Here is a 13,750-nt window from a genome sequence, read left to right on the forward strand (position 1 = left end):
ACATATGCCTGGAGGTTACTCAAAAGGTGACACCCGTCCACCCATGCGATTCATTCTTCTGATATTGGGGCTCGATGTGCTTGGCATCGGTCTGGCGATCCCTGTGATGCCTACGCTGATCGCGACTATCTGGCCATCGTCTGCCGAGCATGTCTCGTTGGCGCTGGGCGTTGCGCTGACACTTTATTCGGCAATGCAGTTTCTATGCGCGCCGCTGCTGGGGGCGCTGAGCGATTGCCATGGGCGCCGACCGATATTGCTTCTGGCGCTGGCCGGCATGTGCCTGGGCAATTTGATGGCTGGCTTCGCCGGCAGCCTGACGGTCTTGCTGATAGGCCGTGCCATCGCAGGAATCACTGCCGCCAATATTGCCACTGCGATGGCCTATATTGCGGACATCAGTGAGGGCGAGCAGCGCACGCATTTCTACGGTGCCGCGGGCAGTGTTATCGCCATAGCGCTTGTTTTTGGCCCGGTGATAGGCGGGGGACTTGCGTCTTATGGACCGCACTTGCCCTTTCTGGTCGCTGGCGGCCTGGCGGCAATCAATCTGCTGTACGGCTACATGAGATTACCGGAGAGCCTTGCGGCCGAGCATCGGCGTGCCTTCGAATGGCGGCGAACCAACCCGTTTGGCAGCCTGCGAGGACTATGGAGTACGCAAGGCCTGCGGCCGTATCTGCTGGCTGCGACGTGCTCGTGGTTCGCCTACGGGATATTTCAAAGCTGCTTTGTGCTGGCTAATCAGATGCGTTATGGCTGGAGCATGCTCGAAGTGTCTTACGCATTGGCGGCGCTCGCCCTGGGCATGGCGTTCGCGCAGCGCGTGCTGGTACGCAAGCTGACGCCGATCATGTCCAACCAGCGGATCATCGTTACAGGTTATGCCTGTTGCCTGCTGGGTTATGGTTTCTATACGGCCGCTGCAAGCGTCTGGCTGACGGTGGTAGGGATGTGTTTCCATGCTGTCGGGCTGATTGCCGAGCCGGCACTGCGCAGTGAGCTCTCGCGTCATGCCAGGGCGGGGCACCAGGGCGAGCTGCAAGGCGGGCTGACGTCCCTGTTGAGTCTGGTGGGCGGTCTGGCGCCAGTGATTGGTGCCCTGATATTTGCCGGTAACCTGGGCTCAGGCCAGCATGTTCTGTGGCTGGGCGCTCCCTTTGTAGTCAGCCTGTTGATGTACGTGCTGGCGATAGGCTGCATCCAGAGGGGGAGAACATCAGCGGCCTGCAACGGTTGATCCTCGCGCTGGCAACCCATCAGCCTCCGCCGAGTACCACACTCAGCGCATTGCGTGCATCGTCCAGTTGCACCAGTGAAGCGTGGCGTGCGCCCAGTGCGTCGCGGTTCTGGATGGCGGTGAGGATCGCCTTGTGGCGTGGCATGGCCAGTTCGTGCAGGTTAGGGCGTTTGTTGGAGTATTTGAGCGCTTCGCGCAACGCCAGTGACAGCATGTTGCACAAGTGCGCCAGCAGATCGTTGTGGGTGGCGTCGGCGATGCGGCTGTGGAAGTCGAGGTCGGGTTGCAACAGGTCTTCCGGCGTCGGCGCAGCTTCCATGCGCAGATAGGCTTCGTGGATCGACTCGATCTCTGCGTCGGTGGCATGCTGCGCTGCCAGTGCGGCAACCGCTGGCTCGATGACCGCGCGTACGCTGGTCAGCAGATGGAAGAACTCATTCTGCGGCGAGCTTTGCATGACCCAGTGCAGCACGTCCGGGTCCAGCAGATGCCATTCGCGACGCGCCTTGACTACCGTGCCCACACGCGGACGCGAATAAACCAGACCCTTGGCCACCAGAACCCGTGTCGCTTCGCGCAGGACCGGGCGGCTGACGGCGTACTCTTCGCAGAGCAGCGCTTCGGCAGGCAGCTTTTCGTCAGGCTTGAAACGGCCGGACACGATTTGCATGCCCAGTTCCTGGACGATACGGGCGTGCATGCTTTTTCGGTCGGAAGGCTTTCGATAATCCATGGGAACGCTGGTCGGTCCTGGCGGTAATTGCTGGGCATCATACCATTGCGTAACACTTGCGGCGGCTGCCTGAGTCAGGCAAACCGCCGCTTTTGTCAGTGCGAGTGGCGGGGCACTTCGGAGCCTCTGCAACCGACCAGGAAGTCGAAATCACAGCCCTGATCCGCCTGCATCACCCGGTCTACGTACAGCTGGCGATAGCCACCCAGCAGCAGTTGAGGCGGAGCCTGCCAGTCGGCGAGGCGCGCGGCCAGTTCGGCTTCCGGGATGTCCAGATGCAGACGCCCGCCAGCGCAGTCCAGCTCGATCCAGTCGCCTTCCTTGACCACCGCCAGCGGTCCGCCCGCTGCGGCTTCCGGCGCCACATGCAGAACCACTGTGCCGTAAGCCGTGCCGCTCATGCGCGCATCGGAAATGCGCACCATGTCAGTCACGCCCTGCGCCAGCAGCTTGGCTGGCAAGCCCATGTTGCCGACCTCGGCCATGCCCGGATAGCCCTTGGGGCCGCAGTTCTTGAGCACCATGACCGAGTTGGCATCAATGTCCAGATCCGGATCGTTGATTCGCGATTTGTACATCTCGAAATTCTCGAACACCACTGCGCGGCCACGGTGCTGCATCAGTGCCGGTGTCGCGGCCGAGGGCTTGAGCACGGCACCCAGCGGCGCGAGGTTGCCGCGCAGCACGCAAATCCCGCCGTCGGCGCGGATCGGGTTATCCAGCGCGCGGATCACCTGATCTTCACCATAGATCGGTGAGTTACAGGTGTTTTCGCCAATGCTCTTGCCATTGACGGTCAAGGCATCCGGGTTGGGCAGCAGCCTGGCTTCGTTCATGCGGCGCAGCACGGCGGGCAGGCCGCCGGCGTAATAGAACTCTTCCATCAGGAAGCGCCCGGAAGGTTGCAGGTCGACGATGGTCGGCATGCCACGGCCCATGCGTGACCAGTCATCCAGGTCCAGATCGACGCCGATGCGTCCGGCGATGGCTTTCAAGTGGATGACGGCGTTGGTCGAGCCACCGATGGCCGCGTTGACCCGGATGGCGTTTTCGAAAGCTGCCTTGGTGAGAATCTTCGACAGGCGCAGGTCTTCGCGGACCATGTCGACGGCACGCATGCCGGACATGTGGGCCAGCACGTAACGCCGCGAATCCACCGCCGGAATGGCCGCGTTGTGCGGCAGCGAAGTGCCCAGCGCTTCGGCCATGCAGGCCATGGTCGACGCCGTGCCCATGGTGTTGCAGGTGCCAGCCGAACGCGACATGCCGGCTTCGGCGGAGAGGAATTCATCCAGGCTGATGGTCCCGGCCTTGTAGGACTCGTGCATCTGCCAGACGATGGTGCCGGCGCCGATGTCCTTGCCTTCATGCTTGCCGTTGAGCATCGGTCCGCCGGTAACGACGATGGCGGGGATGTCGCAACTGGCAGCCCCCATCAACAGGGCAGGGGTGGTCTTGTCACAACCGGTCAACAGCACGACGCCATCGATGGGGTTGCCGCGAATCGCTTCTTCAACGTCCATGCTCGCCAGGTTGCGGGTGAACATTGCGGTAGGGCGCAGGTTGGATTCGCCGTTGGAGAACACCGGAAACTCCACCGGCCAGCCGCCTGCTTCGATCACGCCACGTTTGACATGCTCGGCGATCTGCCGGAAATGCGCGTTGCAGGGGGTCAACTCCGACCAGGTATTGCAGATGCCGATGATCGGCTTGCCCTGAAACTGGTGGTCGGCAATGCCCTGATTCTTCATCCAGCTGCGGTACATGAAGCCATTCTTGTCGGCAGTGCCAAACCACTGGGCAGAACGGAGGGTCGGTTTTTTATCGGAGTCAGACATGATCGGCTCTCTTATTGTAAGACTTAATGGCGATACTGCTGGCTAAGGTAAGCCTAAAAAACGCGTATTGGAAGAGTTGTCAGTTTAAATAGTATTACTATATAGTCAGCCGCAGACGAGGGATCATCCTGGCGCATGTGCAGTGTTATTCAGCCCCCAGGCACAGAGGCGATCCCCGCAGGTTCCATAACAAAAACAATGGGAGACCGCCTACATGAGCCAGGAACTGCGGCTTATACGCCGCATCACGCTGAAACTGATTCCTTTCCTTATCCTGCTGTACCTGATCGCTTATGTAGACCGCTCTGCCGTGGGCTTTGCCAAGTTGCATATGGGCGCGGACATCGGTATCGGCGACGCCGCCTACGGGCTGGGTGCCGGACTGTTCTTCATCGGTTACTTCCTGCTGGAGATCCCCAGCAACCTGATGCTCGAGCGTTTCGGCGCACGCCGCTGGTTCGCGCGGATCATGATCACCTGGGGCGCGATCACCATCGGCATGGCCTTCGTCCAGGGGCCGCACAGCTTCTACGTGATGCGGTTTCTGCTGGGCGCTGCCGAGGCGGGCTTCTTCCCCGGTGTGCTGTACTACATCACCCAGTGGTTTCCGGTGCGCCATCGCGGCAAGATCCTTGGCCTTTTCATCCTCTCGCAACCCATCGCCATGATGATCACCGGGCCCGTTTCCGGTGGTTTGCTGGGCATGGACGGCATACTCGGCCTGCATGGCTGGCAGTGGCTGTTCATCGTCATCGGCACGCCGGCGATTCTGCTGACCTGGCCGGTGCTGCGCTGGTTGCCGGATGGTCCGCAGCAGGTCAAATGGATGGACCAGGCCGAGAAGGACTGGCTGACCGGTGAGCTGAAAAAGGATCTTGAAGAGTACGGCCAGACTCGTCACGGCAATCCGTTGCATGCCCTGAAAGACAAGCGTGTTTTGCTTCTGGCGCTGTTCTACCTGCCGGTGACCTTGAGCATCTACGGTCTGGGCCTGTGGCTGCCGACGCTGATCAAACAGTTTGGCGGGAGTGACCTGACCACTGGCTTCGTGTCGTCGGTGCCGTACATTTTCGGCATCATCGGTCTGCTGATCGTGCCGCGCAGTTCCGATCGCCTCAACGATCGTTACGGGCATTTGGCCGTGCTGTATGTACTGGGCGCCATCGGCCTGTTCTGCAGCGCCTGGCTGACCATGCCGGTGGCGCAGCTGGCTGCATTGTGCGTCGTGGCGTTCGCACTGTTTTCCTGCACGGCGGTGTTCTGGACCTTGCCAGGACGGTTCTTTGCCGGTGCCAGTGCCGCAGCCGGTATCGCGCTGATCAATTCGGTCGGCAACCTGGGCGGCTACATTGGGCCGTTCGTGATCGGTGCGTTGAAAGAAATCACCGGCAGCCTGGCATCGGGCCTCTATTTCCTGTCGGGCGTGATGGTCTTCGGGCTGCTGCTGACCGGCATCGTTTATCACGTGCTGGAGCGCAAGCATGTGCTGCCAGTGTCCGACTTCGCGGCGAGTGCCAAGGCGAGATAGGTTTTCAGCGGCCCATTATCTGAAAGGAGAATTTCATGCGGTTAGTACAGTTTGAATTGAGCGACGGTCAGCGTCGGGTCGGTCTGGTCGACGGTGACCAGGTGCGTGAGGTCCAGGGCGTCGAGAGTGTTCGCGAGCTGGCGCTGGCGGCGATCGAGGCGGGTTCGGCGCTGGCGCATCAGGTCGAGCAGCGGGGCGTTGGCGAAACGCATGACTATTCACAGTTGCTTGAGGAGCTGCGGATCCTGCCGCCGCTCGACCATCCTGATCCGGCGCACCTGCTGGTCAGTGGCACCGGGCTGACCCATCTGGGCAGTGCGTCGGCACGCGACAAGATGCACCAGCAGTCCGGCGATGAAGCCTCGATGACCGATACCATGCGTATCTTCAAATGGGGCGTCGAAGGCGGCAAGCCGGCGGCGGGGCAGGCCGGTGTTCAGCCCGAGTGGTTCTACAAGGGTGACGGCAGCATTGTCGTGCGCCCCGGACATTCGTTTTCGTTGCCGCCCTTTGCCGAAGACGGCGGGGAAGAGCCCGAGCTGAGCGGCCTGTACGTCATCGGTCATGACCGCAAGCCTTATCGCCTGGGCTTCGCCATCGGTAACGAATACTCCGATCACGTCATGGAGCGTCGCAACTACCTGTATCTGGCGCATTCGAAACTGCGCGCCTGTTCGTTCGGGCCGGAGTTGCGCGTGGGCGACTTGCCGCAAAGCCTGTCGGGCACCAGCCGGGTCTGGCGCGACGGCAAGGTGCTGTGGGAGAAAGAATTCCTCAGTGGCGAAGCGAACATGTGCCACAGCCTGGAAAACCTCGAATACCACCACTTCAAGTACGCACAGTTCCTCAGGCCCGGTGACGTGCATGTGCATTTCTTCGGCACCGCGACCCTGTCGTTTGCCGATGGCGTACGCACACAGCCCGGCGATCGTTTCGAGATCAGTCAGGCCGAGTTCGGTAAGCCGCTGGTCAATGGCCTGGCACCGAGCGAGCCAGTGTTCCAGCCGGGCGGCATCGGCAAGCTGTAAGCACAAACGCGCCGTACCTGTTTGATTGCCCACCGTACCAGCGCTCGGCGCTGGTACGGCTCTACTTGCGCTCCGACTGTATCTGCGCCTGCCTTTTGCCCTATCATTCGCGCTTTTGCTGGCTGGATGAATTTCATGACTACCACACCCACCACACTGCTCGCCGCACTCGAAGCCTCCACCATGCTGGAAATCGACGGTCTGCACGCCTGGGATTTCTCTCTGGGCGAGGAACTGAACGTCGAATGCATGGACGGCCGCGAGCGCAAGGTATGGCGCTTCACCAAGGCGCAAGTCGAGGCTGCGACCTTCGATGAGTCCCTGCAAAGCTGGGTGATCAATGACGGCAACGCCGATCACCGGATCATCTGCCTGGATGCCTTTACCCCCTCCGATGAAGATGATTCCGCGCAGGATTGAGTAAATGCGGGCTGGCGCTGTCATAGACCCCGACAGTGCCGTAACAGGCATCAATAACTTCGATAACAAGGGATGCCCCCATGCCCCATAAATTTCTGCCGTGGCTGGCGATTGCCAGTGCCATGAGCGCATTTACCCTGCAGGCCCAAGCCATGCCCGATACTGAATTGCTGATAGGTTCCTACACGCAAGGCAAGAGTGAAGGGATCTATCGTTTTGCCTTCGACAGCAAAACCGGGATGATCGATGCCAAGCCGTTGCAAGTGGTCAAGGCCGAAAACCCGTCCTGGCTGACCGTCTCCAGAGACCAGCGCTATCTGTTCGCGGTCAATGAAAACGGCCCTGGACAAAAAGACGCGGTCGGTAAGGTCAGCAGCTTCGCGATCGACCCGAAAACCCGTCAGATCACGCCGATCAATCAGGTTCAAAGCCGCGGTGAAGAACCGACGCACTCCAGCCTTAGCTACGACGGCCGCTACCTGTTCGTGGCCAACTACGCCGTAAACCCTGACCCGGGCGGCGCGCTGACCGTGGTGCCGGTGGGCAAGGACGGCACGTTGAGCGAAGCCGTTCAGGTGCTGCCGCTGGGTCCTGGAAGCAAGGTGAACAGTGAGCGGCAGATGTCGTCGCATGTGCACCTGGCCGTACCGACCCCGGATGACAAGTACGTGGTGACTGCCGACCTGGGCGCTGACAAGCTGTTCGTGTATCACTACGACGCAAGCCAGGCCAAGCCGTTGCAGCCAGCCAAGGTACCGTTCGTGCAGTTGCCGGGCGGTTCCGGACCCCGTCATACCCTCTTCAGTGGCGATGGCAAACATGCCTGGCTGGTACTGGAGATGACGGCTCAGGTGGCGGTGTTCGACTACCATGACGGCGCCTTCAAGCAGACCCAACTGGTCGACATGAAGAACAAGGGCGTGGACGAGAAAAACGGTGGTGGCGCCTTGCACACTTCACCGGATGGCAAGTTTCTGTACGTGACCAATCGGGGTGACGCGAATCAGGTTGTGGTGTTCCGCATCGATCAGGCCAGCGGCAAGCTTGAAGAAATTCAGCGTCGTTCCCTGGAAGGCAAGGAGCCCCGCGAGTTCGCATTCGATCCGACCGGTCAGTTCATGCTGTTCGCCAATCAGAAGAGCAACCAGATCGTGACCGTTCGCCGTGATCCGCAGAGCGGGAAGATCGGTGAAACGGTACAGAAATTCGACGCAGATGCACCTTCTTACCTGCGTTTTCTGACTGACAAGTAAGCCGCCCCGGCTCCAGCCCTTACGATATAAGGGCTGGAGCCGTTATCATTCTTGATGATATGGGTTAGTGCTACAAAAGATTTCTGCTGAACCACCCTCGGGCGTAAGTTTGAGTCACGGCCATAACGGTCAGGACTTCAAACCAGCGTAAAGCAAGAGGGGTGACCGACATGAATTTCAATCTTTTCTCCATCATCGCTGCATCTGCTATCTCGGCAAGCGTCGCTCTCCCGGCCAGCGCCAGTGTCGAAGTGAACGACAAGAAAGCTCATGCGACTCAGACGTACACAACCAAATACCTGCAACAAAGCGCTAATTTCTACGCAGCGCTGGAACACAAATCCGCCCAGTGATTGATCAGCCGTCACGCTTTCGCGAGCATGTTCGCCCACACAGGTCCCTGCGACTTACTGCCCAATGCGTGGCAGACCATGCACGGAATGTCAGGCGAGCCTGTTCGCGAAAGCGCTGGTGGCGGCATATCCACGCCTGGAAACAAGGCTTCTGCCCAGCGGGCGTAGGAGCGAACTTGTTCGCGAAGGCGGTACTTCGGGCGCTACATTTTCTCTGAATTTAACGTCCCTTTCGCGAACAAGCGAAGCGTCGCCCGGTCCACTCCTACGCCCTCCCGGGCAGAATCAAAAGCTGAAGACTGCCAGGCGAGCCTGTTCGCGAAAGCGCTGGTGGCACAACATTCAAGAGCGGACGCAGAGCGTCCAGAACGGCATTCCGACGCGGAGCGTGAGGAACGACAACCAACTGCCGTGCCTCACGTTCCGCGTCACAGGTCTCTCAGTGCCCCACCTCGATGGTGCTCAATCCGTTGCCCTGACGACGCACCTTGATCTGCACCGGGATTCGTTCGTGCATTTCCTGCACGTGGGAAATCACGCCGACCTTGCGACCCTGCGCCTGCAGGCCGTCGAGGGCGTCCATCGCCAGTTGCAGTGACTCCGGGTCGAGGCTGCCGAAGCCTTCGTCGATGAACAGTGACTCGATGCGCAAGGTGCTGGATGCCATCGAGGCGAGGCCCAGCGCCAGTGCCAGCGAGACAAGGAAGGTTTCCCCGCCGGACAGCGAATGAACCGAGCGCAGTTCGTCGCCCATTTCCGTGTCCATGACCAGCAGGCCGAGCATGCTGCCGCCGCGTTTCAGGCGGTAACGGCGCACCAGTTGCCTGAGCTGCGCATTGGCGTGGTGGACCAGCAGATCCAGGTTGTAGGCCTGGGCGATTTTGCGAAACCTGTCGCCTTCTGCCGAGCCGATCAACGACGCCAGACGTGCCCAGCGCAGGTATTCGCTGTTGGCATCGGCGATGCGCGCCTGCAGTTCGCTGTTGGCGTTGCGGCGACGCTGATCTTCACTGAGCTCGGCACGCAAGTCGGCGCAGTGCTGCTCACTGAGCGCCGACTGTTCATGGGCCTGTTGCAGCGCTGCTTCCAGTTGCGCACTGTCGGTCAGATCACTGTGTTGCGCCTGATGCTGTTGCAGGCGCTGATCGCGTTCCTGCAACAATACTTTTGCCTGTTCCAGCGCCTTGTCGGTGCTGCTCAATTGCACACGCAGTTGCTCGACATGCGCATCGTCGTAGGTCAGCAACGTATCCAGCGCGCTGTCGTCGAGCTGCGGATGCTGAGCGCGCCATTCGCTGATCTGCACATCAAGTTCAGCCAGTTCCTGTTGCAGGGCCTGCTGCTGTTGCTGTCCGGACTTGAGTTCGGCAGCCAGTTGAATCAGTTGATTGTGGATGTCCTGCAGCGCCTGCGCCGCCAGACTTTCCGCCTGTCTGGCCTGCTCGATGGTTTGCTCCAGCGCCTGCTGCCATTGCTCTGCGCTCGCGTGTTCGCCCAGCAGACCGGCAAGCGTCTGCTGACTGTTCAGCCGTTGCTCGCCGAGTCGGGTGACTTCCTGCGCCAGTTCGGTCTGGCGATGCACGCGAGTCTGCTGCTCGACCTGCTGCTTCTCGATCTTCTGCTGGCGCTCGGTTTGCTCCTGCTGCTCTTCGTGTTGCTGCTCCAGTTGATCGAGACGCTGGGTCACCTGCTGTTCGAGCTGCAGCACGGTCGCCGATGCATCACTGCGCAGCCCTTCAAGCACCTGCGGCGATACCAGCGGCGTGAATGCCGTCAGTTCCTCTTCCAGTCGCTGCCCATCGGCCTCCAGTTGCTTGAGCTGCTCGGCAACATGGCCCGCAGCGGTCTGACTGGCTTCGGTCGCTGCCTGAAGCTGCTGCTGCAGGCGGGCAGCGTCTTTTTGCAGGGCCAGCAAGGCTTGCTGACGTTGCTCGTCACGGCTGATGACTTCGCTCAGTTGACTCAATTGCTGGCTCAACCAGCCGTCGCGCTTGTCGGCGTCGCGGTCGAGCAATTGGGCGGTGAGGGGATGTGACTCCAGGTCCGGTGCCAAAGCCTGATGGCGCGCGGTGAGCTGCTCATGCTGGCGCAGCAGCTCTTTCTGCCGGGCGATCACGCCGCCGACCTGTTCACGCAACTGATTGCGTTGCTCGGTCAGCAGGTCCACGGCTTTCTGCGCGTTGGCCTGCTCGTTGTCGTCGTGTTGCGTGAGGCTTTCGAGCAGCGCCTCCGGCTGATGCCAGGGGTGTTCGATGCTGCCGCAGACCGGGCAGGGCTGGTCGTCCTGCAACTGCACGCGCAACTCCTCGACACTGGCGCTGCGGGCCAGGCGTTGGCGCTCCAGCAGTTGCCGGGTGACGGTCAGGGTCTGCTCGGCGACGGTCAGTTCATCACGAACGCGAAGGCCTTCGCTGTTGAGCTGTTCGCGTTGCTGCTGGGCGCTCTGCTGTTGCTGGGTGAGGTCGGCAAGCTGCCGGTCGACGTCCTGCTGACTGGCCCACAGACGGGCCAGTTCCTCGAAGGCACGCTGCTGTTTGCGGTTGTCCTGCAACAGGCTGCCGAGAATCTGCACCTGCTCGGTCACTGCCTCCACTTCGCAATCGGCTTCGCGGTACAGCAACTCCAACGCGCTGCGTTGCTCGGTCAGCTGCTGATCGGCAGCGTTGGCACGTTGCTGCAGCGCAGGCAGCTCACTGTGGCCGTGCTTGAGACGATTGGCGATCAGCGTGAGGGACTTCAGGCGGTCACGCCACGCGCTCCAGGCCTGAGCCAGTGGCGCCAGTTCGCTGCTGTGCTGCAGTTGCCCGGCAATACGCTCAAGACGTTGCGCTACCTGCTGTTGCTGATCGAGCAGGGTTTGTAGGCTGGTCTGGCCCTGAACGCAGAGCTGCTCGCTTTGCTGGTGCAGGTCGGACGCCTTGGCCAGTTCCTGGGCCAGGTGATTGAGGGTGTTCTGTGCTTCGAAAGCCTGCAGCAACAACGGTTTGGCGCTGCCGTGCGCTTGCTGGGCTTCCAGCAGACTGGTCTGCGCCTGAGTACGGCGGCTTTCCAGCTGTTGCTGCTGGTCGTGCAGCGAGGTCTGCTGTTGCTGATACTGGCGAATCTGTTCAGCCAGCGGATCAAGCTGAGCATTCAACGTGACCCGACGCGCGAAGCGATGGCGCTGCGGGCCCAGGCGCTCAAGCTGGCCGAGGGTCTGGCGTGCTCCGCTGTGGTCGTCCCAGGCCTGTTGCGCACTGTTCAGGGCTTCCTGGGCAGCGAGCTGTTCATCACGCAGGCGGTGCAGTTCGGTGAGCCACTGCTGTTTGATTTCCAGTTGCCGTTGCTGTGTCTGATGGGCCTTGAGCTGCTGCTGCGCGTCGCTCAGGCGTTGTTCCAGTTCAGCCAGCAGCTCCGGGGCCAGCGGGATGATGTTGCTGGCCTGCGCGGTCAGGGTTTTCAGGGCGTCTTCGGCTTCCTTGCTTTTGCTGTAGGCGCGGCGACCGAGCTGGCTGTAGATCGCGGTGTTGGTGAGCTTTTCCAGCAGTTCGCTGCGTTCCTTGTCATCCGCCTTGAGGAACGCGCTGAACTCGCTCTGGGCAAGCATCACGGCGCGGGTGAACTGTTCGAAGTTCAGGCCCAGGCGGTTTTCGATCAGTTGCTCGAATTCGCGTTTGCTCTGGTTGCTGAGGATTTGCTCACTGTCCAGATCGGTGAGGGTCTGGCGGCTGGCCTGCAGCTTTTTAGTGGCATTGTCGCGCGCGCGATTGGTTTCCCAGCGCGCGCGATAACGCCGCTGATCAATGCCGATGAAGTCCACCTCGGCGTAACCGCTGCCCGTGCCACGGCGCAGCAGGGTACGTGGGTCGCTGGTGGTGATGTCGCCGTCGATGTCCGGGACCTTGGACTGACCGATATTGCTCAGCCGCGGAATCGCGCCGAACAGCGCCAGGCACAGGGCATCGAGCAGCGTGCTTTTGCCCGCGCCGGTTGGGCCGGTGATGGCGAACAGTCCGGCGCTGGCCAGTGGCTCGGCAGTGAAATCGATTTCAAAGGGGCCGGCCAGCGAGGCCAGGTTTTTCAGGCGAATGGCGAGGATTTTCATGGTTGCTCGCTCTCCTGCTGGACTTCACGCAGCAGCGTGGCGAAATCGGTCAGCGTCTGTTCGTCGACCTCGCTGCCGAAGTTGTCCTGCCAGGCACGGCTGAACAGTTCCTGAGGCGTGAGTTGGTCCAGTTCGATCAGCGTGGCGTCACCCTCGCTGCCGTCCGCGCTGCCTTTGCCGGCGTATTCGGCACCGATGCGCACCAGCCGCACGGCCTTGCCCTGTAGGGCGTTTTCGATCTGGTTGCGCAGGTCCGGCTGGGGTTCATCCAGACGCACACGCACTTCCAGCCACGGCTGGCGGTCCGGGTCGGCAAGCAGGTCAATGTCCGGCAACGCCTTGAGCTGCACCAGCAGGTCGGCCAATGGCGCAGGCCCGAGGCGTTGCAGGTTGACGGCGCGAGGAATCAGCAACGGCTCGACACTGGTCAGCGTCTCGCCGTCGCAATTGATTTCCAGAATCTGGTGCTGATAGCTGATTTCCGAAAAGGACAGCGGGATCGGCGAGCCGCTGTAGCGAATGCGCTCTTCGCCGTTGACCCGCTGCGGTTTGTGCAGATGGCCCAGCGCAACATAGGTGATGCTCGGCCCGAACAGGCTGGCCGGCAGCGCTTCGGCGTTACCGATGATCAGGCTGCGCTCGGAGTCTTCCGAGACCGAGCCACCTGCCATGTGGGCGTGACTGATGGCGATCAATGCCTGACCGGGCTGGCGCTTGAGGTCAGCCGCCGCGATCAGTAACTCATGCACCCGGCCGATGCCACGCAGGTAGTCATCGCCCAGGGTCGGGCCGGTGACTTCGGCGGGACGCAGAAAGGGCAGCGCCAGGCACCAGGCCTTGATGTCGCCATTGGCGTCCGGCAATGGCAACAGCAGGCGTTCGGCATCCAGCACGCCATCGTCCAGCCACATCACCCGGCCCAGCGCGTGGGTGCGCAAGCGGCGCATCAGGGGGGCGGGAAGTTCGATACGCGAGCCGGAGTCGTGGTTGCCCGCGATCATCACGATGGTCAGCAGCGGCTGCTGTTCGTGGGCGTTGACGATGAAGTCGTACAGGCGCTCCTGCGCTTTGACCGGCGGGTTGACGGTGTCGAAGATGTCGCCCGCGATCAACAGTACATCCGGTTTACGGTCGGCCAGACGGGCCAGCAGCCAGGTCAGAAAGCAGGCGTGTTCGAAATCCCGCTCCTGGCCGTGCAGGTTCTGACCCAGGTGCCAGTCAGAGGTGTGAAACAGACGCATTGGTTTACCTTGTCGTATAGGGGTGTTGCCTG

Annotated in this window: 10 protein-coding genes; 6 read left to right on the top strand and 4 right to left on the bottom strand. The window is 61.2% G+C overall.

Going from position 1 to position 13,750, the window contains the following annotated elements; all coding sequences use genetic code 11:
• Positions 1–43: 43 nt before the first annotated feature.
• Positions 44–1,240 carry a tetracycline resistance MFS efflux pump gene (locus tag V476_RS19665; protein WP_003423180.1) on the top strand — a complete coding sequence of 399 codons (1,197 nt, stop codon included), beginning with the start codon at positions 44–46 and terminating at the stop codon, positions 1,238–1,240.
• 19 nt (positions 1,241–1,259) lie between these two features.
• On the opposite strand, the gene V476_RS19670 is transcribed toward V476_RS19665, so the two are convergent.
• Positions 1,260–1,973, bottom strand: coding sequence for a FadR/GntR family transcriptional regulator (locus V476_RS19670; protein ID WP_003318617.1), 714 nt, complete (start codon positions 1,971–1,973; stop codon positions 1,260–1,262).
• 95 nt (positions 1,974–2,068) lie between these two features.
• Positions 2,069–3,811 (bottom strand): IlvD/Edd family dehydratase, encoded by a 1,743-nt coding sequence (locus tag V476_RS19675; RefSeq protein WP_003318618.1) that lies wholly within the window; start codon positions 3,809–3,811, stop codon positions 2,069–2,071.
• A gap of 214 nt (positions 3,812–4,025) precedes the next feature.
• On the opposite strand from V476_RS19675, the gene V476_RS19680 reads away from it, so the two are divergent.
• The 5 genes from V476_RS19680 to V476_RS19700 all read left to right on the top strand — a co-directional run bounded on the left by V476_RS19680 (position 4,026) and on the right by V476_RS19700 (position 8,393).
• Positions 4,026–5,339, top strand: coding sequence for an MFS transporter (locus V476_RS19680; protein ID WP_024959156.1), 1,314 nt, complete (start codon positions 4,026–4,028; stop codon positions 5,337–5,339).
• A gap of 35 nt (positions 5,340–5,374) precedes the next feature.
• Entirely contained in the window at positions 5,375–6,367 is a 993-nt protein-coding gene (gene araD1, locus V476_RS19685; RefSeq protein WP_004418549.1) for an AraD1 family protein, read from the top strand.
• A gap of 135 nt (positions 6,368–6,502) precedes the next feature.
• Positions 6,503–6,787 (top strand): DUF5629 family protein, encoded by a 285-nt coding sequence (locus V476_RS19690; RefSeq protein WP_003390727.1) that lies wholly within the window; start codon positions 6,503–6,505, stop codon positions 6,785–6,787.
• A gap of 80 nt (positions 6,788–6,867) precedes the next feature.
• Complete coding sequence (locus V476_RS19695) at positions 6,868–8,040, top strand: lactonase family protein (RefSeq protein ID WP_003423190.1); 1,173 nt, start codon at positions 6,868–6,870, stop codon at positions 8,038–8,040.
• 170 nt (positions 8,041–8,210) lie between these two features.
• On the top strand, positions 8,211–8,393 hold the full coding sequence (locus V476_RS19700; protein WP_024959157.1) for a hypothetical protein: 183 nt from the start codon (positions 8,211–8,213) through the stop codon (positions 8,391–8,393).
• 439 nt (positions 8,394–8,832) lie between these two features.
• Here the strand turns inward: V476_RS19700 and V476_RS19705 are convergent, their stop codons facing one another.
• Together V476_RS19705 and V476_RS19710 are read right to left on the bottom strand one after the other, a co-directional pair.
• Entirely contained in the window at positions 8,833–12,477 is a 3,645-nt protein-coding gene (locus V476_RS19705) for an AAA family ATPase (protein ID WP_024959158.1), read from the bottom strand.
• Positions 12,474–13,718 (bottom strand): exonuclease SbcCD subunit D C-terminal domain-containing protein, encoded by a 1,245-nt coding sequence (locus V476_RS19710; RefSeq protein ID WP_003406534.1) that lies wholly within the window; start codon positions 13,716–13,718, stop codon positions 12,474–12,476. The genes V476_RS19705 and V476_RS19710 overlap by 4 nt, the downstream gene beginning before the upstream one ends.
• Between the last annotated feature and the right edge of the window lie 32 nt (positions 13,719–13,750).

The organism is Pseudomonas syringae KCTC 12500, from assembly GCF_000507185.2.
Lineage (GTDB): Bacteria > Pseudomonadota > Gammaproteobacteria > Pseudomonadales > Pseudomonadaceae > Aquipseudomonas > Aquipseudomonas syringae.

Coding starts and splice junctions, on each gene's coding strand:
- V476_RS19665 (WP_003423180.1), top strand. CDS start 44: ATGCGATTCATTCTTCTGATATTGGGGCTCGATGTGCTTGGCATCGGT.
- V476_RS19670 (WP_003318617.1), bottom strand. CDS start 1,973: ATGGATTATCGAAAGCCTTCCGACCGAAAAAGCATGCACGCCCGTATC.
- V476_RS19675 (WP_003318618.1), bottom strand. CDS start 3,811: ATGTCTGACTCCGATAAAAAACCGACCCTCCGTTCTGCCCAGTGGTTT.
- V476_RS19680 (WP_024959156.1), top strand. CDS start 4,026: ATGAGCCAGGAACTGCGGCTTATACGCCGCATCACGCTGAAACTGATT.
- araD1 (WP_004418549.1), top strand. CDS start 5,375: ATGCGGTTAGTACAGTTTGAATTGAGCGACGGTCAGCGTCGGGTCGGT.
- V476_RS19690 (WP_003390727.1), top strand. CDS start 6,503: ATGACTACCACACCCACCACACTGCTCGCCGCACTCGAAGCCTCCACC.
- V476_RS19695 (WP_003423190.1), top strand. CDS start 6,868: ATGCCCCATAAATTTCTGCCGTGGCTGGCGATTGCCAGTGCCATGAGC.
- V476_RS19700 (WP_024959157.1), top strand. CDS start 8,211: ATGAATTTCAATCTTTTCTCCATCATCGCTGCATCTGCTATCTCGGCA.
- V476_RS19705 (WP_024959158.1), bottom strand. CDS start 12,477: ATGAAAATCCTCGCCATTCGCCTGAAAAACCTGGCCTCGCTGGCCGGC.
- V476_RS19710 (WP_003406534.1), bottom strand. CDS start 13,718: ATGCGTCTGTTTCACACCTCTGACTGGCACCTGGGTCAGAACCTGCAC.